Source organism: Streptomyces sp. SAJ15, from assembly GCF_007595705.1.
Lineage (GTDB): Bacteria > Actinomycetota > Actinomycetes > Streptomycetales > Streptomycetaceae > Streptomyces.
Map to the genome: position 1 here is coordinate 78,783 of NZ_NISY01000005.1, position 22,660 is coordinate 101,442.

Below are 22,660 nucleotides of genomic sequence, written 5' to 3' on the forward strand. Positions count from 1 at the left end.
ATTCCTCGTCATGCCTCGCCGAACTCGGCGTCGATCAACTGGAAGACCTCGTCAGCGGTCGTGGCCGCCTCGATCCGTTCGCTGGTGCTCTGTCCGCCCTGGGCTCCGCCGTCGGTGATGGAGGCCAGCAGCGTGCGCAGGCGTCCCGCCACCTGCTGCTGCTCGTTGGCCGTGATCGCGGCGAGCATGGCTTCGAGCTTCTTCAGCTCCTGATCGATGAACGACTCCTCTTCCTCGTCGCCGCCGACCTCGGAGAGGAGCAGCTGTGCCACCGCCAGCGGTGTCGGGTGGTCGAAGATGAGAGTCGCCGGCAGCCGCAGGCCCGTGGTCTGGGTCAGCCTGTTGCGCAGCCCGACCGCGCCCAGGGAGTCGAAACCGAGCTCCTGGAAGGGCCGCTCCGGGGCGATCGCCGCGGCGGAGGCGTGTCCGAGGACGGCCGCGACCTGCGCCTGGACCAGTTCGAGCACCACGCGCTCCCGGTCGGCTTCCGCCACTCCGGCCAGTCGCTGCGTCAGCGACCCGCCGGTGGGCTCCGCGCGTCGGGCCGGTGCCCGCACCAGTCCGCGCAGCAGCGGCGGCAGCAGCTCCGCCCGCGCCTGCACCCGCAGCGCGGCCGGATCCAGCCGGACCGGCGCCAGGAGCGCCGCGTCCACCCCGAGGGCCTCGTCGAACAGCTCCAGCCCCAGCTCGGCCGACAGGGCGATGACGCCCATCTGCTCCAGCCGCGCGAGCTCGGCCTCGCCGAGGTGACCGGTCATCCCGGTCGCGTCCGCCCACAGGCCCCAGGCCAGCGAGGACGCCGGGAGTCCCTGCGCGCGCCGCCCCGCGGCGAGGGCGTCCAGGACCGCGTTCGCCGCCGCGTAGTTCGCCTGCCCCGGGCTGCCGATCAACGCCGCCACCGAGGAGAACAGGACGAACGCCGACAGCTCCATCCCCTCGGTCAGCTCATGCAGATGCCAGGCCGCGTCCACCTTCGGCCGCATCACCCGCGCCAACTGCTCCGGGGTGAGCGCCTCGACCAGGCCGTCCTCCAGCACACCGGCCGCGTGTACGACCGCCGTCAACGGCCGGTCCAACGAGTCCAGCAGACCGGCCAGCTGGTCTCGGTCGGTCACGTCGCAGGCGGCGACGCGGGCCCGTGCGCCGAGCTCCTCCAGCTCGGCGACCAGCTCGGTCACACCCTCGGCCGCCGGCCCCCGGCGGCTCACGAGCAGCAGATGCCGCGCGTCGTGCCGCTCGACCAGGTGCTTGGCGAACAGCGCGCCCAGACCGCCGGTACCACCGGTGATCAGCACCGTTCCCGCCGGGTCCAGCGGCCGCGGCTCAGCCGGTGCCGCCGCGTCGACCCGCATGAGCCGGGGCGCCAGCAGCCCGCCGTCGCGCATCGCGAGCTGCGGCTCGTCGAGATCGAGCAGCCCCGCCCAGTCCGGCTCGCCGCTGTCGTCGAGATCCACCAGGAGGAACCGCCCCGGGTGCTCCGACTGCGCGCTGCGCAGCAGACCCCAGATCGGAGCCGCCGCCACGTCCGGCGCCTCCGCGCCGACCGCGACCGCGTGACGGGTCACCACCACGAGCCGGGTCCCGGTCAGCCGCTCGCTCGCCAGCCAGCGCCGCACCAGCTCCAGCGCCCGGCCCGCCGTCTCCAGCGCGGCTCCGGCCTCGTCACCCGTCGGGGCGGGGATCTCCACGCCGGTCAGGACCGCGTCCGGCGCCTCCGCGCCGTCGGCGAGCGCCTGCTCCAACGCGTCCAGGTCCGCGAACCGCTCCCCGGAGACCGACAGTTCGCCGAGGACCGCGACCCGCGCCGCGCTCGGCGACCCGGCCGGCACCGCCGCCCACTCCACCTGGTGGAGCGACCGCTGCTGACCACCGTGTCGGGCGGCCTCCAGCTGGGCCTGCTCGACCGGACGTACGTCCATCCGCTCCATGCTCGCGACGGGCCGGCCGTCCTCACCGGCGATGTCGAGCCGCAGGGCGGTCTCACTCGCCAGAGCGATCCGCACCCGCAGCCGGGTGAGACCGACCTGGTCCAGTCGCACCCGGGTCCAGGAGAAGGGCAGCCCGCCCGGAGCGTCGGCGCCCCGGTAGAGCATGCCGAGCCCACCGTGCAGCGCGGAGTCCAGCAGCGCCGGGTGCAGCCCGAATCCGTGGGCGGAGCCCGCGATCTCGGGCAGCGCCAGCTCGGTGTAGACCTCGTCACCGGAGCGCCAGGCCGCCTCTACGGCCCTGAAGGCGGGACCGTAGTCGAAGTCGGCGTCGGTGAGGTGCGCGTAGGTGTTCAGACGCGCGTACAGCGTGTCGACGGCGATCGGTTCGGCGCCGGCGGGCGGCCACTGGAGCGGGAACGGGTCCGAGGGGGTCGAGACTTCAGCGTCCGCGGCCAGCGAGCCACGCCCGTGGCAGACCGCCTCCCGCCGCTCGTCCTCGTCACCGGACTCCGGCCGGGAGAAGACCGCCACCTCACGGCGACCGCTCTCATCGGCCGGGCCCACGGTGACCTGGATCTGCCGTACGAGATCCTCTTCCAGGATGAGCGGCGCCTCGATGACCATCTCCTCCAGCACCGCGCAGCCCAGCTGCCGGCCGGCGGTCAACGCCAGCTCGACCAGCGTGACGCCCGGGACCAGCACCAGCCCGAACACCATGTGGTCCCGGGTCCAGGGCTGCGCGTCGATGGACAGCCGACCGGTGAACACCCACTCGTCGCGGTCGCCCAGCTGCACCGCCGCGGCGAGGACCGGATGCTCCACCCGGCCCAGCCCGGCGGCCGCCGCGTCGCCGGCACCGGAACCCGGGGTGAGCCAGAACCGCTCACGCTGGAACGCGTACGTCGGCAGCTCGACCCGCTGGGCCCCACCACCGTCGAACAGCACCGACCAGTCGACCCCGGCCCCCAGCACATGCGCCTCGGCCAACGAGGTGACGAACCGCTCCATGCCACCCTCGTCACGGCGCAGCGACCCCACGACCCCGACCCGGTCCTCCGCGCCATGCGCCGCGGCCGTCTCCTCGACCGCCATCGTCAACACCGGATGCGGAGACATCTCGACAAAGACCTGCACACCGTTGTCGATCAACGCCCGAATCGCCGGCTCGAAGCCCACCCGGCCACGCAGATTCCCGTACCAGTACCCGGAGTCGAGCATCTTGGTGTCGATAAATCCACCCGTCGCGGTGGAGTAGAACGGAACCTGTCCGGTGACCGGCTCGATCGGCGCCAGCACCTCCAGCAGCTCGGCTTCGATGGCCTCGACCTGGGCCGAGTGCGAGGCGTAGTCCACCGCCACCCGACGCGCCCGGACCTCATCCCGCTCGCACAGCGCGATCAGCTCATCCAGCGCCTCCGGCTCACCGGCGATCACCACCGCGGCAGGACCGTTCACCGCCGCGACCGACACCCGACCCCGATACGGAACGAGCAACTCCTCCACCCGCTCCACCGGCAACGCCACCGACACCATCCCACCCAGACCCGCCAGACGCTCACGCACCAGACGACTCCGCAACGCCACCACCCGAGCACCATCACCCAGCGACAGACCACCGGCCACACACGCCGCGGCGATCTCACCCTGCGAGTGACCCACCACCGCCGACGGCTCCACCCCGTAGGAGCGCCACAACCCGGCCAGGGACACCATCACCGCCCACAACGCGGGCTGCACCACATCCACCCGCTCCAGCGACGGCGCCCCCTCCACCGACCGCAACACGTCCACGAACTCCGACAGCGCCTCACCACACGCCGCGATCGACTCCGCGAACACCGACGAGGAATCCAACAACTCCACCGCCATACCCACCCACTGAGCACCCTGACCCGGGAAGACGAACACCGCGTTTCCGCCGACCACCTGTCCCTCAAGGACATGCGCGGCGGGATCGGTCGCGGCCAGGGCCTCCAGGCCGGCCAGCAGTTGCTCACGGTCGGTCGCCACCACGGTCGCGCGGCGCTCCAGCTGCGCCCGCGTCGTCACCGACGAGAAGCCGACGTCCAGCAGCGACAGCTCAGGCCGCGCGGTCAGATGGGCTCGCAGACGGTCGGCCTGCTGCCGCAACGCCGCCTCACTCCGCGCCGACACCAGCACCGGAACCACCGTCGGGGCGGCGCCCGGAGCCTGCGCTCGGGGCTTCACCAGCGCCGCGCTCGGTGCCTCTTCCAGGATCACGTGCGCGTTGGTGCCGCTCACGCCGAACGACGAGACGCCCGCACGGCGCACCCGCTCCGAGGCCGGCCACTTCTGCGCCTCGGTCAGCAGCTGGACCTCGCCGGAGGCCCAGTCCACGTGCGGCGACGGCTCATCGACATGGAGCGTGGCGGGCAGCATCCCGTGCCGCAGCGCCATCACCATCTTGATCACACCCGCCACACCGGCCGCCGCCGAGGTGTGCCCGATGTTCGACTTGATCGACCCCAGCCGCAGCGGGGCGTCCACGCGCTCGCGGCCGTAGGTCGCCAGCAGGGCCTGCGCCTCGATCGGGTCACCGAGCTTGGTGCCGGTGCCGTGGCCCTCCACCGCGTCCACATCGGCGGCGTTCAGGCCGGCGTTCACCAGCGCCTGACGGATCACCCGCTCCTGCGACGGACCGTTCGGCGCCGTCAAGCCGTTGCTCGCACCGTCCTGGTTGATCGCGCTGCCCCGCACCACGGCCAACACCCGGTGCCCGTTACGGATCGCGTCCGAGAGCCGCTCCACCACGAGCAGGCCCACGCCGTCGGAGAACCCGGTCCCGTCCGCGGCCGCCGCGTAGGACTTGCAGCGTCCGTCCGGGGACAGCGCCCGCTGCCGGCTGAACTCCGTCAGCAGGTAGGGGCCCGCCATCAGGGTCACGCCGCCGGCCAGGGCCATCGAGCACTCGCCGGACCGCAGCGCCTGGGCGGCCAGGTGCAGCGCCACCAGCGAGGACGAACACGCCGTGTCCACCGACACCGAGGGCCCCTCCAGACCCAGCGTGTAGGAGATACGCCCGGAGGCGACGCTCGTCGTGTTGCCGGTCAGCCGGTAGCCCTCCAGCTCCGGCGGCATCGTGCCGCCGTAGTCCGTGGTGACCACACCGCAGAAGACGCCGGTGTCGCTGCCGCGCAGCGAGGTCGGGTCGATACCGGCGCCCTCGAACGCCTCCCAGGCCGCCTCGAGGATCAACCGCTGCTGCGGGTCCATCGCCAGCGCCTCACGGGGGCTGATCCCGAAGAACTCCGCGTCGAACTCGCCCGGCCGCTCCAGGAAGCCGCCGCCGCGTGTGTACACCGTCCCGAGCTGGTCCGGGTCCGGGTCGTAGAGCCGCTCCACGTCCCAGCCGCGGTCGGTGGGCAGCCCCGAGACAGCGTCGCGACCGGACGCCACCAGCTCCCACAGCTCGTCCGGCGAGGTGACCCCGCCCGGGTACCGGCAGCTCATCCCGACGATCGCCAGCGGCTCGTCGGCCTGCGCCCGCCGCGGCCGCGCCGCGCGACGCGGTGCCTCCGCGACCCCACCGACCTCGGCGAGGATCAGCCGGGCGACGGCCATCGGGGTCGGGTGGTCGAAGATGAGGGTGGCGGGCAGCCGCACGCCCGTGTTCTGGTTCAGCCTGTTGCGCAGCTCGACGGCGCTCAGCGAGTCGAACCCGAGGTCCTTGAAGGCCCGTTCGGCGCCGACGGTGGCGGCGGAGGCGTGCCCCAGGACGGCCGCGACCTGCGCCTGCACCAGTTCGAGCACGACTCGTTCCCGGTCGGACTCGGCCACCTCGGCCAGCCGCCGCGCCAGCGAGCCGCCCGCTTCGGCGCGGCGGGCGGGCGTGGGCGCGAGGCCGCGGAGCAGCACCGGCAGCATCCCGCTCCGTGCCTGCACCCGCAGCGCGGCGAGGTCCAGCCGGACCGGCGCCACGAGCGCCGCGGCCAGCCCGATGGCCTGGTCGAACGCCTCCAGCCCGAGCTCGGTCGACAGCGCGCCGACCCCCATCCGCTCCAGCCGCGCGAGGTCGTTCTCGCCGAGCTCGCCCGCCATGCCGCGCGCGTCGGCCCACAGGCCCCACGCCAGCGAGGTCGCCGGCAGTCCCGCCGCGCGTCGCGTCGCGGCGAGCGCGTCGAGGGAGGAGTTCGCGGCCGCGTAGTTGGCCTGGCCGGGGCTTCCGATGAGGGCAGCGACCGAGGAGAACAGGACGAAGGCCGACAGCTCCATGTCCGCGGTGAGCTCGTGCAGGTGCAGCGCCGCGTCGAGCTTGGGACGCATCACCCGCGTCAGCTGCTCGGTGCTGAGTGTTTCGACCACCCCGTCGTCCAGCACACCCGCCGCATGCACGACGGCGGTCAGCGGATGCTCCAGCGAGCCGATCAGGTCGGCCAGCCGCGCGCGATCGGACACGTCGCAGGCCGCGACCCGCGCCTCACAGCCCAGGCCCGCCAGCTCGGCGACCAACTCGTCCACACCCTCGGCCGCCGGACCGCGCCGGCTCACCAGGAGCAGTCGCCGCGCTCCGCGCGCCCCCGCCAGGTGCCGCGCGAACACCGCGCCGAGACCGCCGGTGCCGCCCGTGATCAGCACGGTTCCGTCCGGGTCCAGCGGCCGCGCCTCCGGCGACGCCGTCGTGTCGGCTCGCCCGAGCCGCGGCGCCAGCACCGTGCCCTTCCGCACCGCCAACTGCGGCTCGTCCAGGGCGAGCAGCGCGCCCCAGTCCGGCCTGTCGTCCTCGTCCGCGTCGGCCGCGACATCGATCAGCACGAATCGGTCAGGATGCTCGGACTGGGCGCTGCGCACCAGCCCCCACACCGCCGCCTGCGCGATGTCCGGGGCTTGTGTGCCCACCGCGACCGCGTCGCGGGTCGCCAGCACCAGCCGGGTTTCGGTCAGCCGCTCACTCGCCAGCCACCGCCGGACCAGCTCCAGCGCGCGCCCGGCGGTCGCCCGCGCGGCCTCCGCCGTGTCACCCGTCGAGGGCTCGATCACGGTGACGACCGCCTCCGGCGGCGTGGCACCGTCGGCGAGTGCCTGTTCCAGGGCGTCCAGGTCGGCGTGGTGCTCGGCCGCGCCGATGTCGCCCGTGCCGGTGTGGCCCATGCCGAGGAGCGCGATCCGCTTCGGTCCGGTGACCTCCCCGGCCGCGGCCGGAACGGCGGCCCAGTCGACCTGGAACAGCGTGTGCTGTCCGCCGCTCCGCGCCCCTTCGATCTTCGCCTGCTCGACCGGGCGGACGACGACGGACTCGACCGACACGACCAGGGCTCCGGTGTCGTCGACCGCGTCGAGCCGCACGGAGGAGTCGCTGGTCGCGACGGAGCGGACGCGCAGCCGCGAGACGCCCCGCTGGGCGAGCCGGGCGCCGCCCCAGCTGAACGGCATCTTGTGCCGGCTGTCGTCGCGCTCGGTCAGCAGGATGACACCGCTCTGCAGCGCGGCGTCGAACAGCGCCGGGTGGATCCCGAACTCGCCGGCCGCGGCGTCGTCGGCGCCGTCGGGCAGGGCCACCTCGGCGTAGGTCTGGTCGCCGTCGCGCCAGGCGGCGCGCACGCCTTGGAAGACCGGGCCGTAGTCGTAGCCGAGGTCGGTCAGGTGGGCGTAGAGCGCGTCGACCGCGAGCGGCTCCGCGTCCTCCGGCGGCCACTGGGTGGGCCATGAGTCGGGCGACGGGTCCTCTGGCGCGGGCCGGGTCTCGGGGGCGAGGACGCCTCGTGCGTGACAGGTCACGCCCCGCTCGTCGTCCTCCGCTCCGGATTCCGGGCGTGAGTAGATCGCCACGTCCCGGCGGCCGTCCTCGCCGGCCTCGCCGACGGTGACCTGCACATGCCGTACGACGCCGTCCTCCAGGAGCAGCGGCGCCTCCAGCACCAGCTCGTCGAGGATCGGGCTCGCGGCGTGTCGGCCGGCGGCGAGGGCCAGTTCGACCAGCCCGGTGCCCGGCACCACCATGGTGCCCAGGAGGAGGTGTTCGGCGGCCCAGGGCTGCGTCTCGGTGGAGAGTCGGCCGGTGAACAGCCACTCGTCCCGGTCGCCGACGGAGACGGCCGCCGCGAGCAGCGGGTGGTCGAGCCGCCCGAGGCCGGCCCCGGCCGCGTCCACCGACCCGGTGTTCGGGGCCAGCCAGTACCGCTCCCGCTGGAACGCGTAGGTGGGCAGCTCCACCGGCCGCGCCCCGGTGCCCGCGTAGAAGGCCGCCCAGTCGACTCCGGACCCGGCTGCGGCCGCGGCGATGTGCGCGCGGCCGAGGAAGTCGGCGAACGCCTCCGGCTCCGGCTGGCGGGCGCGCAGCGCGGACACGAGCACCGCCTCGTCCTCGCCGTCGAGGCACTGGCGTGCCATCGCGGTCAGCACCGCGTCCGGTCCCAGCTCCAGGTACCGGCGTACGCCGAGGTCCCACAGGGTGCGTACGCCGGCGGCGAACCGGACGGCGTGCCGCACGTGCCCGACCCAGTACTCCGGGTCGGTCACCTCCGGGCCCACGGGCTCGCCGGTCACGTTCGAGACGATGGGGATCCGCGGCTCGTCGAACCGCAGCTCCCGTGCCACCCGCCGGAACTCGTCCAGCATCGGCTCCATGTGCGGGGAGTGGAACGCGTGCGACACCCGCAGCCGGGAGGTCTTACGGTCCTGCCACCGCGGCAGCCATTCCTCGGCGGCGTCGGCGTCCCCGGACACCACCACGGCACGCGGCCCGTTCACGGCCGCGATCTCCAGCCGGCCCTCGAAGTCGGTCAGCGAGGCGGCGACCTCGTCCTCGGTCGCCTGCACCGCCACCATCGCCCCGCCGGTGGGCAGAGCGCCCATCAGCCGGCCGCGCGCCGCGACCAGCGCGCAGGCGTCCGGAAGCGACAACACGCCCGCCACGTGCGCGGCGGCCAGCTCGCCGACCGAATGCCCGATCAGATAGTCCGGGCGTACGCCCAGGGACTCCACCAGGCGGAAGAGCGCCACCTCAAGGGCGAACAGCGCCGCCTGGGTGTACTCCGTGGCGTTCAGCAGGGCCGCTTCCTCGGTGCCGTCCTCGGCGGCCAGCAGGTCGCGCACGGACCGCCCGACGTGGGGGTCCAGCTCGACGCACACCTCGTCCAGCGCCTCGGCGAACCGCGGGAAGGCGGCCGCAAGCTCGGCGCCCATCCGTGCGCGCTGCGAGCCCTGGCCGGTGAACAGCACCGCGGTCTTGCCGCCCACCGGGCGGCCCTCGGTCACCCCCGCGGCGGGCTCGCCGGCGGCGAGCGCCGCCAGGCCCGCCAGCAGCCGCTCACGGTCGGCCGCGACGACCACCGCGCGCTGGTCCAGCAGCGCCCGGGTCGTCACCGAGGAGAGTCCGACGTCCAGCGGCGAGGCCGCGGGCCGGGCGGCCAGGTGGGCCCGGAGCCGGTCGGCCTGCGCACGCAACGCGGCCTCGCTCCGGCCGGACACCAGGACCGGCACCGCGCCCGCCGGCCGCTCCGCAGGCCCCTCGGCCGGCGCGTCGTCCTCCGCCGGCGCCTCGACCGGCGCCTCCTCGAGGATCACGTGCGCGTTGGTCCCGCTGATGCCGAACGACGACACGCCCGCACGCCGCGGCCGCTCGGAGGCGGACCACTCCCGCGCCTCGGTCAGCAGCTCGATCCGCCCGGCGTCCCAGTCCACGTGCCGCGACGGCTCGTCCACATGGAGCGTGGCGGGCAGCACCCCGTGCCGCATCGCCATCACCATCTTGATCACACCGGCGACACCGGCCGCCGCCGAGGTGTGCCCGATGTTCGACTTGATCGACCCCAGCCGCAGCGGGGCGTCCGCACGCTCGCGCCCATACGTCGCCAGCAGCGCCCGCGCCTCGATCGGGTCGCCCAGCTGGGTGCCGGTCCCGTGGCCCTCGACGGCGTCGATCTCGGCGGCGCTGAGGCCGGCGTTGGCCAGCGCCTGCCGGATCACCCGCTCCTGCGACGGACCGCTGGGCGCCGTCAACCCGTTGCTCGCACCGTCCTGGTTGATCGCGCTGCCCCGCACCACGGCCAGCACCCGGTGCCCGTTGCGCCGCGCGTCCGACAGCCGCTCCAGCACCAACAGGCCCAGGCCGTCGGAGAACCCGGTGCCGTCGGCCGCGGCCGCGTACGCCTTGCAGCGCCCGTCGGGGGCGAGGCCACGCTGCCGGCTGAACTCCACGAACAGGAACGGACCGGCGAGCACGGTCACGCCGCCGACCAGCGCCAGCGAGCATTCGCCCGCCCGCAGCGCCCGCGCCGCCTGGTGGATCGCCACCAGCGACGAGGAGCACGCCGTGTCCACCGTGACGGCGGGACCTTCGAGGCCCAGGCTGTAGGCGATCCGTCCGGAGATCACGCTGCCCTGGGTGCCCGTCAGCCGGAACCCTTCCAGCTCCGGCAGCATCGACCCGCCGTAGTCGGAGGTCACCGCGCCGGTGAACACGCCGGTGTCGCTGCCGCGCAGCGAGGTGGGGTCGATGCCGGCGTCCTCGAACGCCTCCCAGGCCGCCTCCAGCATCAGTCGCTGCGACGGGTCGGTCGCCAGCGCCTCGCGGGGGCTGATCCCGAAGAAGTCCGCGTCGAAGTCGCCGACGCCGTCGAGGAAGCCACCGGCGGTCGTGGACACCGTCCCGGCCTGGTCGGGGTCCGCGCCGAACAGCCGGTCCAGATCCCAACCGCGGTCGGTCGGCAGCGGCGACATCGCGTCGCGACCGGCCGCCACCAGCTCCCACAGCTCGTCCGGCGAGGTCACCCCGCCCGGGTACCGGCAGCTCATCCCCACGATCGCCAGCGGCTCGACGTCGCGCTCCTCCAGCTCGCGCACGCGACGGTTGGCCGTGCGCAGCTCCGCGGTCACCTTCCGCAGGTAGGTGCGGAGCTTCTGCTCGTCGGTCGATCCGCCCCGCATGTCGTTCGCGTTTTCGGTCATGCCGACCCGAGCTCCTTGTCGATCAGTTCGAAAATGTCGTCGTCGGATGCCACATCGAGGTCGTCGCCAGACCCTTCGTCGGCGTCGGCCGGCCGCCCGCCGGCCCCGCTGAGGACCGTCCGCAGTCGGTTGCTGAGGTAGCGCAGCCGCGGCTCGATCTCGGCGAGCCGCTCCTCGTCGCTCGCCACCGTGATCAGCATCGCTTCGAGCTTCTGCAGCTCCGCCTCGAACGGCGAGGGCGCCTGCTCCGCGACGCCGCCGACCTCCTTGAAGAGCAGCCGGGCGACCTCCACCGGGGTGGGGTGGTCGAAGACGAGGGTGGCGGGCAGCCGCAGCCCGGTGGCCTGGGTCAGCCGGTTGCGCAGCTCGACCGCGGCCAGCGAGTCGAACCCGAGCTCCTTGAAGGAGCGTTCCGGGTCGACCGCGGCACCCGAGGCGTGCCCGAGGACGGCCGCGACCTGCGCCCGGACCACGTCCAGGACGACCTGCTCACGGTCGCCTTCCGCCACCGCGGCCAGCCGCTGCGCCAGCGACCCGCCCGTGGACTCCGCCCGCCGGGCGGGAGCGCGCACCAGCCCGCGCAGCAGCGCCGGCAGCATCCCGGCCCGGGCCTGACCGCGCAGCGCGGTCGGCTCCAGCCGGATGGGCACCAGCAGCGCCGCGTCCAGTCCGAGCGACTCGTCGAACAGCTCCAGCCCGAGCTCGGTGGAGAGCGCCCCGATGCCGGTCCGCTCCATGCGCGCGAGGTCGGTCTCGTCCAGCTCGCCGGTCATGCCGGTCGCGTCCGCCCACAGGCCCCAGGCGAGGGAGCTCGCCGGCAGCCCCGCCGCGCGCCGCCGGTGGGCGAGCGCGTCCAGCGCGGCGTTGGCGGCGGCGTAGTTGGCCTGGCCGGGGTTGCCCAGCTGCGCCGCGGCCGAGGAGAAGAGAACGAACGCCGACAGCTCCATCCCGGCGGTCAGCTCGTGCAGATGCCAGGCCGCGTCCACCTTCGGCCGCATCACCCGGGTCAGCTGCTCCGGGGTGAGCGCCTCGACCACCCCGTCGTCCAGCAGGCCCGCGGCGTGCAGGACGGCCGTGAGGGGGTGCTCCAGCGAGTCCAGCAGACCGGCCAGCTGGTCCCGGTCGGTGACGTCGCAGGCGGCGACGCGGGCCCGCGCGCCGAGCTCCTCCAGCTCGGCGACCAGCTCGGCCACGCCCTCGGCCGCCGGGCCCCGGCGGCTCACGAGCAGCAGGTGCTTCGCGCCGTGCCGCTCGACCAGGTGCTTGGCGAACACCGCGCCCAGACCGCCGGTACCGCCGGTGATCAGCACCGTGCCCTCGGGGTCCAGCGGCGCCGGAACGGTCAGCACGACCTTGCCGATGTTGCGGCCCTCGCGCAGGAACCGGAACGCCTCTCGACCCCGGCGCACGTCCCAGGTGCGGATCGGCGAGGGTGTGAGCACCCGCTGCTCGAAGAGCGAGGTGATCTCGACCAGCATCTCCTGGATCCGCTCCGGACCCGCCTCCAGCAGGTCGTACGACCGGTACCGCACGCCTTCGTGTTCGCGCGCCACGACCTCCGGGTCGCGGATGTCGGTCTTGCCCATCTCGATGAACCGGCCGCCGCGCGGCAGCAGTTCCAACGTGGCGTCGACGAACTCGCCCGCGAGCGCGTCCAACACCACGTCCACCCCGGCTCCGCCGGTCACCTCCAGGAAGGCGTCGCGGAAGCTCAGGTCGCGCGAGGAGGCGATCAGCTCGTCGGGGATGCCGAGGCCGCGCACCGCGTCCCACTTGGGCGGGCTCGCCGTGGCGAGGACCTCCGCCCCGAAGTGCCGGGCCAGTTGCACCGCGGCCATGCCCACTCCGCCGGCGGCGGCGTGCACCAGCAGCCGCTCTCCGGCGCGCAGCCCGGCGAGGTCGACCAGGCCGTAGTACGCGGTCAGGTACACCACCGGAACCGCCGCCGCCTCGGCGAACGACAGACACTCCGGCATCCGCACGACCGTCCGCCGGTCCGCCACCGCCACCGGTCCGAACGCGTCGGTCATCAGGCCGAAGACACGGTCGCCCGGGGCCAGCTCGGTGACGTCGGAGCCGACTTCGAGGACGACGCCCGCCGCCTCGCTGCCCAGCGGGGCCTCGCCCGGGTACATCCCGAGCGCGATCAGCACATCACGGAAGTTCAGGCCCGCGGCCCGCACCGCGACCCGTATCTCGCCCGCGCCCAGCGGCCGGCCGGCGTCCGACGGAACGATCGCCAGGTCCTCCAGCGATCCCTTCCGCCCGATCGCCAGCCGCCACAGGTCCCCGGTCGCCCCCGCGGGAGCACGCTCGAGGCGTGGCGCCAGCAGCCGGCCGGCGCGCATCGCGAGCTGCGGCTCGTCGAGCTCCAGCAGCGACGCCCACTCCGGCTCGTCACCGGAGTCGAGGTCCACCAGCACGAACCGGCCCGGGTGCTCGGACTGCGCGCTGCGCAGCAGACCCCAGACGGGCGCCTGCGCCACATCGGGCGTCTCGTCGTCCACCGCGATCGCGTGACGCGTCACCACGACGAGCCGCGCCTCACTCAGCGCGTCCGTCGCCAGCCAGCGCCGTACCAGCTCCAGCGTCCGGCCGGCCGTCGCCCGCGCCGCCTCCGCGGGATCACCGGCCGCGGCCGGGGGCTCGACCGCGACCAGGACCGCGTCGGGCACCGCCGCGCCGTCGGCGAGGGCCCGCTCCAGCGTGTCCAGATCGGCGTGTCGCTCGCCGGCGACGGCCAGGTCGCCGAGGGCCGCCAGCCGCGCCGGCTGCCGGGCGGCCGTGACGTTGACCGTGACCCAGTCGAGGTGGAACAGCGCGTTGTGCTTGCCGCGCTGCGCGCTCTCCAACTGCGCCGGGTCGAGCGGGCGGACGGCGAGGGAGCCGACGGACACGACCGTGGTACCGGCGTCGTCGACCGCGTCGACGCGGAGCGCGGACTCGCCCGCCGTGCCGATCCGCACCCGTGCCCGCGTGAGGCCGGTCCGCCCGAGCCGCACTCCCGACCAGGAGAACGGCAGGTCCACCGGGGATCCCGCCTCCTTGGCCAGCATCGATCCGTGCAGCGCGGCGTCGAACAGCGCGGGGTGGATCCCGAACTCCCCGACCGCTGCGTCGTCGGGCAGGGCCACCTCGGCGTAGACCTCGTCACCGGAGCGCCACGCCGCGCGGACGCCCTGGAACAGCGGCCCGTAGTCGAGTCCGATGTCGGCCAGCCGTGCGTAGAGGCTCCCGATCGCGACCGGTTCCGCGCCGGGCGGCGGCCACTGCACCGGGAACGGCGCCGCGGGCTCGGCGTAGGCGGCCAGCCAGCCACGCCCGTGACAGATCGTCTCTCCCGGCTCCTCCGCGCCACCGGACTCGGCACGGGAGAAGACGGTCACCTCGCGTCGGCCGTCCTCACCGGCCGGCCCCACGGCGATCTGCACCTGCCGCGCGGACTCGTCCTCCAGGACCAGCGGCGCCTCCAGCACCAACTCGTCCAGCACCTCGCAGCCCACCCGGCGGCCGGCCGCCAGCGCCATCTCGACCAACGCGGTGCCCGGCACCATCGCCATCCCGAACACCAGGTGGTCCCGGGTCCAGGGCTGCGCGTCCTGGGAGAGCCGGCCGGTGAACACCCACTCGTCGCGGTCGCCCAGCTGCACCGCCGCGGCGAGGACCGGGTGCTCCACCCGGCCCAACCCGGCGGCCGTCGCGTCGCCGGCACCGGAACCCGGGGTGAGCCAGAACCGCTCACGCTGGAACGCATACGTCGGCAGGGCCACCCGCTGGGCGCCGCTGCCGGCGTAGAACGCGGACCAGTCCACGCCCACCCCGGCCACATGCGCCTCGGCCAACGAGGTGGCGAACCGCTCCATGCCACCCTCGTCACGGCGCAGCGACCCCACGACCCCGACCCGGTCCTCCGCGCCATGCGCCGCGGCGGTCTCCTCGACCGCCATCGTCAACACCGGATGCGGAGAGACCTCGACGAAGAAGCCGTTGCCCTTGTCGATCAGCGCGCGGATCGCCGGCTCGAAGCCGACCCGACCGCGCAGATTCCCGTACCAGTACGCCGCGTCCAGCGTCTTGGTGTCGATGAACCCACCGGCCGCGGTGGAGTAGAACGGAACCTGTCCGGTGACCGGCTCGATCGGCGCCAGCACCTCCAGCAGCTCGGCTTCGATGGCCTCGACCTGAGCCGAGTGCGAGGCGTAGTCCACCGCCACCCGACGCGCCCGGACCTCATCCCGCTCGCACAGCGCGATCAGCCACCGACACCCGACCCCGATACGGAACGAGCAACTCCTCCACCCGCTCCACCGGCAACGCCACCGACACCATCCCACCCAGACCCGCCAAGACGCTCACGCACCAGACGACTCCGCAACGCCACCACCCGAGCACCATCACCCAGCGACAGACCACCGGCCACACACGCCGCGGCGATCTCACCCTGCGAGTGACCCACCACCGCCGACGGCTCCACCCCATACGACCGCCACAGCCCGGCCAGGGACACCATCACCGCCCACAACGCGGGCTGCACCACATCCACCCGCTCCAGCGACGGCGCCCCCTCCACCGACCGCAACACATCCTCAAGACGCCAATCCACGAACTCCGACAGCGCCTCACCACACGCCGCGATCGACTCCGCGAACACCGACGAGGAGTCCAACAACTCCACCGCCATACCCACCCACTGAGCACCCTGACCCGGGAAGACGAACACCGCCTTCCCACCCACCGACCTGCCCTCGACCACATGTGTCGCGGGGTCGCCCGCGGTGAGCGCTCCGAGGCCGGTCAGCAGGGCGCCGCGGTCCGTCGCCACCACCACGGCGCGGCGCTCCAGCTGCGCCCGCGTCATCACCGACGAGAAGCCGATGTCCACGACGGGGACGTCCGGGTACTCGATCATGTGGGCCCGCAGGCGGTCGGCCTGGTGCCGCAGTGCCGCCTCACTCCGCGCGGAGAGCAGCACCGGCACCACCGACGGCGGTCGAGGCTCGCTCTCGTCTTCGGCCGGCTCATGGTCCGTGGCCGGGGCCTCCTCGAGGATCACGTGCGCGTTGGTGCCGCTGATCCCGAACGACGACACGCCCGCGCGCCGCGGCCGCTCCGAGGCCGGCCACTCCTGGGCCTCGGTCAGCAGCTCGACCTCGCCCGAGGCCCAGTCCACGTGCGGCGACGGCGCATCCACGTGCAGCGTGGCGGGCAGCACCCCGCGTCGCAGCGCCATCACCATCTTGATCACGCCGGCCACACCGGCCGCCGCCATCGTGTGCCCGAAGTTCGACTTGACGGACCCCAGCTTCAGGGGGCCGTGGGTCCGCTCGCGGCCGTAGGTCGCCAGCAGGGCTTCCGCCTCGATCGGGTCACCGAGCTTGGTGCCGGTGCCGTGCCCCTCCACCGCGTCCACGTCCGCCGGGCCGAGCCCCGCGTTCGTCAGCGCCTGCCGGATCACCCGCTCCTGCGACGGACCGTTCGGCGCCGTCAGACCGTTGCTCGCACCGTCCTGGTTCACCGCGCTGCCCCGCACCACGGCCAACACCCGGTGCCCGTTGCGCCGCGCGTCCGACAGCCGCTCGAGCAGCAGCAGTCCCATGCCCTCGGCCCAGGCGACACCGTCCGCGGCCGCCGCGTACGCCTTGCAGCGGCCGTCCGGCGACAGCGCCCGCTGCCGGCTGAACTCCACGAAGTTGTTCGGCCGCGGGAGCACGGTCACTCCGCCCACCAGCGCCAGCGAGCACTCCCTCGACCGCAGGGACTTGATGGCCAGGTCCACCGCGACGAGCGAGGAGGAGCAGGCCGTGTCCACCGACACCGCCGGCCCCTCGAACCCGAAGGTGTAGCTGACCCGTCCGGAGGCGACGCTGCCGGCGGCGGCGGTCGGGAGGTAGCCCTCGATCTCGGCGCTGCGGTCGCTCATCCCCGCGACGAATCCGTAGTCCTGGAACATCACGCCGCAGAAGACGCCGGTGTCGCTGCCCCGCAGGGAGGTGGGATCGATGCCCGCGTCCTCGAACGCCTCCCAGGCGCCCTCGAGCAACAGCCGTTGCTGGGGGTCCATCGCCAGCGCCTCGCGCGGGCTGATCCCGAAGAACTCCGCGTCGAACTCGCCCGCCCGGTCCAGGAACCCGCCCTCGCGCGTGTACGAGGTGCCGGGATGGTCCGGATCCGGGTCGTAGAGCCGCTCCAGGTCCCAGCCACGGTCGCCGGGGAACTCGGTGGTGCCGATGCGCCGTTCGGCCACCAGCTCCCACAGCTCGTCCGGTGACGTCACCCCGCCCGGGAACCGGCAACTCATGCCGACGATCGCCAGCGGCTCGCTCGCACGATCGAGGAGCTGTTGGTTCTGCCGCCGGAGGCGCTCGGTCTCCTTGAGCGACTTCCGGAGGGCCCCGACGAGGTCGTTCTTATCGGCGGCCATGACTACTCCTCCACGTTCGGGCGCCCAGGGGCAGCCACGCGTTCGACTGTTCTCATGCCACGTTCTGTTGGGCCGTCCGGGTCGGCGCGCTCGGCGGCCGGGCACCGGTCCACGCCTCGACACGGCTCGCCGATGAGCCGTCGTCAGGGTCGGCGACCACACACCGAGCACGGGAACAGTGCGAGTCCAGGGGCGGAGTCGACACGAAGTCGCATGGCCCGACGGGATACGTCGCACGGAAGCCGTGTCGTTCCGGGTCTGTCCTGGGACCTGCCGGGAAAGCCGAAAGCGGCCCGGATATCAGGTGGTCCACACGGCCGGATGGTTTAATTCCGAATATTCAGAATGCCCACAGCACCTTTGCCATGGATTTCGGATCCGACCGCCATACCCACCGATGAACGGCGACGGAGCACCGTCCCCTAGAATCGGTTCTGACCAACCCTTCACCCGCTTTGCGCATGGACCTGACATAGGCGCGCGGCGTTGTCCAACTCCCCAACCTCCGGCCCTCTCAGCCTCACCCGAGGGACGGCGCTCCTGGTATAAGTAAATGTACGTATCGACAACGGGGGAAACGGTGTCATACAGGCCATCGGATGATCATGAACGCATGCTCGACCTTGCCATCACGGCACTTCACGAGCACGACCCGGGACAGCTGTGGCCGCCGATCGTCGTCGAGTTACTCCGCGCCTGCGGCGGAGAGTTCCTCGTTCTGGAGTCCGCGTCCAAGGAATGGACAGGCCCCGCGGGCGTCACCCACTGGATGCCCGACGGTTCGCGCGAGAACCGCGCCGGCGATTACAGTCAGCGATTACTCCGTCACTGCTACCCCATCGCGCAACACTATGCTTCTTCCACGGACCGGACACCGGTAACCGCCTGCCAGGTCCTGGGTGAGGCTGAATGGCGAAACAGCAACGCGGCGGCACTGATGCGAAAGGCATTGGCCGCGGACCACATCCTGGCGCTCCCGCTCACCGATTCCTCCAAGCCCGTTAGAGGATTACTCGTGTATCGCTCGGGCAGCGGGTTCACCGACGACCACCTGGCCTATGCTCGGCGAGTACAACCACTTCTCGCCGGGGTCGACAGACAGGTCACCCGACTGCACCGCTGGCGCGCGTTCGGGGCCGACGCCCCCGACGAAAAAGCCGACGAGGCGCCTCACTCCGCCGCTCGCGGGCGAGCCGCCGACACTGCTGCGGGGCCGCGCCCCGGACCCGACGGCGAGGCCGGCGTCACTCCGGCCAAGGGGGCCGTGGAGGCCCGCCTGACGCCGCGTGAGATCACCGTGCTGGTCCTCCTCGCCGACGCGCTCACCGCCGCCACGATCGGCCGCCGCCTCGGCATTTCCGTCCGCACCGCGCAGAAGCACATCGAGAGCATCTACCGCAAGCTCGGCACCAAGGACCGCGTCTCCACCGTGCTGCGCGCCCAGGCGTGCGGCCTCATCCCCACCGAGCCCCCTCCCGCCAAGCCCAGCCCGCGCCCACGGCGAGCGGCGGGGTTGTCCCCCATGGCCACCAGCCTCTGAGCGCCCGGGAGGTCGCGCTGGCCGTCCGGCTCCCGACCCACGGCTTCCAACCCGCCGCCGAACCCGCCGAGCCCGCGTGCCGTCCCGCGTCCGACGGCTGATCAGCCGCGCCGATCGGCGCGCGATCGGGGTGGGACGCGCGACGGTTGGCGGCTGACCCCCCTGGGGCACGGCCGTGATGATCGTCGTCATGAACCCGAAGCTCGAAGAACGGCGACGATCGTGAAAGGACGGACGTGGTGAGGATGCGACTGGCGATCTGTGGATGCGTGGCCGCGCTGGGTGTGTGTGCGGGCACGGTGGCGGCGGTTCCCGCGCCCGAGGAGACCAGGGAGGTGCCGGCCGGCGGCATGAGCCCGGCGACCGGCCTCGATCACGCGGAGCTGCAATCCGCCCTGGACGGTGTGCACCGCGCGGGGGTCCCCGGGGTGTACGCCGAGGTGCGTGAGGCCGGCCGGACCTGGCGTGGGGCCTCCGGGGTCGCCGATGTCGAGACCGGCCGGCCCGTCCGGGCCGACATGCGGCACCGCGTCGGCAGCATCACCAAGACCTTCACCGCCGCCGCGGTCATGCAGCAGGTCGAGCGGGGTCGGATCCGGCTCGACGCGCCGATCGGCGGCTATCTGCCGCACCTGGTGCCGGGCGAGCGCGGCAGGAGGATCACGGTGCGGATGCTGCTCAACCACACCAGCGGCCTCCCCGACTACATCCCCTACGCGTTCCCGTCCCTCCAGGGGTTCCCGTCCCTGCCGGACATGTCGCCGAAGAGCCTGGACGACAACCGGTTCCGGGAGTTCCGCCCGGCCGAGCTGATCGAGCTGGGGCTCGCGGCGCCTCCCGCCGGCGAGCCCGGAGGCCCCACGGGGGTGTACTCCAACACCAACTACCTGCTCCTCGGTCAACTCCTGGAGCGGGTGACCGGTACCACGGCCGAGAAGTACATCACCCAGAACGTCATCGAGCGTGCCGGGCTCCGGCACACCGGGTTCCCGACCGGGACGCGCGTCAAGGGGCCGCACTCGCGGATGTACGAGGGCTTCTACGGTGTGGTCGACCCGCCCCGCGACTACAGCGTCTACAACATGTCCTGGACGGGGACGGGCGCCGCCCTCGTGTCGACCATGGAGGACCTCAACCGCTTCTACGCCAGGCTGCTCGACGGCGGGATCGTCAACCGTTCGTCGCTGGCGCAGATGCGGCGCACCATCCCGGTCCGCGCCCTGGACGGGTCGACGATCGAGTACGGCCTCGGCCTGCACAGGGTCGACATCCCGGGTTGCGGCACCTTCTGGGGCCACGACGGCACGGTCTGGGGGGCCGGAACGATGTCCCTGACCCGGGCCGACGGCAGGCGTCAGATGTCCGTCGCGGTCAACCTCCAGAGGTGGCACACGCTGGACTCCTCGGGGAAGCCGCGGCGCCACCCCGTCGACGACGCGCTGTCGACGCTGTACCGGCGGGCGATGTGCGGTGACGGAGACACCCCGGGACCGCCGTCACCGAGGTGACACGCCCGCCCCCACTCCTCACACGTGCCCCATCCCCCGGCCACCCCCGTGCGACCATGGCCACGCGATTCCGGGCCGCCCCGCGAGGAAGATCCTCGAAGCCCCCGGCGTTGACGCCTCGCGCAAGCCTTCGACGCACGCGACAGGAGTGGAAGACCGTCATGCCCAGCAACCCCTCCCCCACCGCCACCGCGCACATCGGCGTCACCGGGCTCGCCGTCATGGGGAGCAATCTCGCCCGTAACCTCGCCCGCCACGGACACACCGTCGCCCTTCACAACCGCACCCACGCCAGAACCAAGGCGCTGATCGAGCAGCACGGCCACGAGGGGGACTTCGTCCCCACCGAGACCGCCGAGGAGTTCGTGGCCGCGCTGCGGAGGCCCCGCAAGCTGATGATCATGGTGAAGGCCGGGGAGGCCACCGACGCCGTCATCGAGGAGTTCGCACCTCTCCTCGAGGAAGGCGACATGATCATCGACGGCGGAAACGCGCACTTCCTCGACACCCGGCGCCGTGAGAAGGCGCTGCGTGGACGCGGCATCCACTTCGTCGGCACCGGCATCTCCGGCGGCGAGGAGGGGGCGCTCCACGGGCCCAGCATCATGCCCGGCGGATCGGCCGAGTCCTACGCGTCCCTCGGGCCGCTGTTCGAGGACATCGCCGCCAAGGCCAAGGACGGCGCGCCCTGCTGCACCCACATCGGGACCGACGGCGCCGGTCACTTCGTCAAGATGGTGCACAACGGCATCGAGTACGCCGACATGCAGCTGATCGCCGAGGCGTACGACCTGTTGCGTCAGGTGGCCGGTTACGAGCCGGCGCGGATCGCGGAGGTCTTCCGGGAGTGGAACGCCGGGAGGCTGGACTCGTATCTCATCGAGATCACCGCGGAGGTCTTGGCGCACACCGACGCGGGGACCGGCGAGCCGTTCGTGGACGTGGTGGCCGACCGGGCCGAGCAGAAGGGCACCGGGCGGTGGACCGTGCAGACGGCGCTCGACCTGGGGGCGCCCGTCCCCGGGATCGCCGAGGCGGTCTTCGCGCGGTCGCTGTCCGGGCACACCGAGTTGCGGAAGGCCGCCGCCGCGCTGCCGGGGCCCGAGGGGCCGGAGCTGGAGGGCGAGGACGCGGAGCACTTCGCACAGCGGGTGGAGCAGGCGCTGTACGCCTCGAAGATCATGTCCTACGCCCAGGGCTGGAACATGATCCAGGCGGCGTCCGCGGAGTACGGCTGGGACATCGACCTGGGCGCGATCGCCGCGATCTGGCGCGGCGGCTGCATCATCCGCGCGGCCTTCCTGGACCACATCCGCAGCGCCTTCGCCGCCGATCCGGCGCTGCCCAGCCTGCTGGCGGACCAGCGCTTCGCCGACGAGATCGGGCACGCCCAGGCCGACTGGCGTTCGGTGGTCGCGGCCGCCGCCCGGCACGGCGTGCCCACCCCCGGGTTCTCCGCCGCGCTCGCCTACTACGACGCGCTGCGCGCCGACCGGCTGCCGGCGGCGCTCACCCAGGCGCAGCGCGACTTCTTCGGCGCGCACACCTACCAGCGCGCCGACCGCGAGGGGACCTTCCACACGCTGTGGTCCGAGGACCGCCGGGAGGTGGAGTCGTAGGCCGCCCCTCGACGGCCCCGCGGTCCTCGGGGCGGCGGGGTCGTGCCCGACCGTCGCGCGGCCCGGGGCGTCAGGGCGCCGCCGCGTAGCAGTGGACGGCCACCGTCCGCCGCGGGTCCCACCGTTGCTCGACCGTGGCCATCCGCCGCCACCCCAGCCGCTCGTAGAGGGCGGCCGCGGCCGTGTCGGAGGCCACGACGTCGAGCACCGGGTGCAGGCCGTGGCTCCGGGACTCCCGCACCGCCCGGTCGATCAGCAGGGCGCCGAGGCCGTGCCCCCGCGCACGGGGAGCGACGAACAGCCGGCCGACGACCGCGGCGCGCTCGGGGCCCGTGCCGTTCCGCTCGCTCCACAGCCCGGGAGCCAGATCGCCCTCCCCGCTGTGGGAGAGGCTGATGTGGCCCGCGAGGCGACCGTCGAGGGTGGCGACCCAGGCGCCCAGCGAGGAGGCCCGGGAGAGCCACTCCTCGGGCCGTTCGGGCCAGTTCACCGGATAGCCGTCGCTCCGGTGGACCTCGGCGAGGAGCCGCACGCAGTCCGGGAGATCACCGCCGGTCCTCCGACGGACCGCGCGGCCGGGCCGCCTGCCGGGCTCTCCAGGTCTCTCACTGTTCACCTCGGGAGGAAAGCACAGACCGCTCCACGGCGACCAGCCGATTTCGCCGTGGAGTCAGGCCGGCACATCCGACGGCTCGGGCAGGTCCGGGGCCCGGGGCACGTCCGACGCCGGCGGCGCG

The 22,660-nt window shown here is 73.2% G+C and carries 7 protein-coding genes; 3 read left to right on the forward strand and 4 right to left on the reverse strand.

The window, feature by feature from the left end; genetic code table 11:
• Nucleotides 1-8 precede the first annotated feature (8 nt).
• From CD790_RS15725 to CD790_RS35220, 3 genes are all read right to left on the reverse strand, one after another.
• On the reverse strand, nt 9-10,763 hold the full coding sequence (locus CD790_RS15725; protein WP_399217686.1) for an SDR family NAD(P)-dependent oxidoreductase: 10,755 nt from the start codon (nt 10,761-10,763) through the stop codon (nt 9-11).
• A 68-nt stretch (nt 10,764-10,831) separates the two neighbouring features.
• Entirely contained in the window at nt 10,832-15,049 is a 4,218-nt protein-coding gene (locus tag CD790_RS34625; protein ID WP_313956512.1) for an SDR family NAD(P)-dependent oxidoreductase, read from the reverse strand.
• Between the two features lie 38 nt (nt 15,050-15,087).
• Nucleotides 15,088-17,256 carry a type I polyketide synthase gene (locus CD790_RS35220; protein ID WP_144383858.1) on the reverse strand — a complete coding sequence of 723 codons (2,169 nt, stop codon included), beginning with the start codon at nt 17,254-17,256 and terminating at the stop codon, nt 15,088-15,090.
• A 613-nt stretch (nt 17,257-17,869) separates the two neighbouring features.
• On the opposite strand from CD790_RS35220, the gene CD790_RS15740 reads away from it, so the two are divergent.
• From CD790_RS15740 to gndA, 3 genes are all read left to right on the forward strand, one after another.
• The gene (locus tag CD790_RS15740; RefSeq protein ID WP_186319040.1) at nt 17,870-18,796 is read left to right on the forward strand and encodes a helix-turn-helix transcriptional regulator; all 927 of its coding nucleotides are present in this window, start codon (nt 17,870-17,872) and stop codon (nt 18,794-18,796) included.
• Between the two features lie 350 nt (nt 18,797-19,146).
• Nucleotides 19,147-20,304 carry a serine hydrolase gene (locus CD790_RS15745; protein ID WP_260867645.1) on the forward strand — a complete coding sequence of 386 codons (1,158 nt, stop codon included), beginning with the start codon at nt 19,147-19,149 and terminating at the stop codon, nt 20,302-20,304.
• A 161-nt stretch (nt 20,305-20,465) separates the two neighbouring features.
• The gene (gene gndA, locus CD790_RS15750; RefSeq protein ID WP_144383860.1) at nt 20,466-21,923 is read left to right on the forward strand and encodes an NADP-dependent phosphogluconate dehydrogenase; all 1,458 of its coding nucleotides are present in this window, start codon (nt 20,466-20,468) and stop codon (nt 21,921-21,923) included.
• 70 nt (nt 21,924-21,993) lie between these two features.
• Here the strand turns inward: gndA and CD790_RS15755 are convergent, their stop codons facing one another.
• Nucleotides 21,994-22,539: a GNAT family N-acetyltransferase gene (locus CD790_RS15755; RefSeq protein ID WP_144383861.1), complete on the reverse strand. Its 546-nt coding sequence runs from the start codon at nt 22,537-22,539 to the stop codon at nt 21,994-21,996.
• Nucleotides 22,540-22,660: the final 121 nt, after the last annotated feature.

Excerpts from the sequence above, each read along its gene's own strand:
- CD790_RS35220 (WP_144383858.1), bottom strand. The coding sequence starts at position 17,256 with ATGGCCGCCGATAAGAACGACCTCGTCGGGGCCCTCCGGAAGTCGCTC.
- CD790_RS15740 (WP_186319040.1), top strand. The coding sequence starts at position 17,870 with ATGCTCGACCTTGCCATCACGGCACTTCACGAGCACGACCCGGGACAG.
- CD790_RS15745 (WP_260867645.1), top strand. The coding sequence starts at position 19,147 with ATGAGCCCGGCGACCGGCCTCGATCACGCGGAGCTGCAATCCGCCCTG.
- gndA (WP_144383860.1), top strand. The coding sequence starts at position 20,466 with ATGCCCAGCAACCCCTCCCCCACCGCCACCGCGCACATCGGCGTCACC.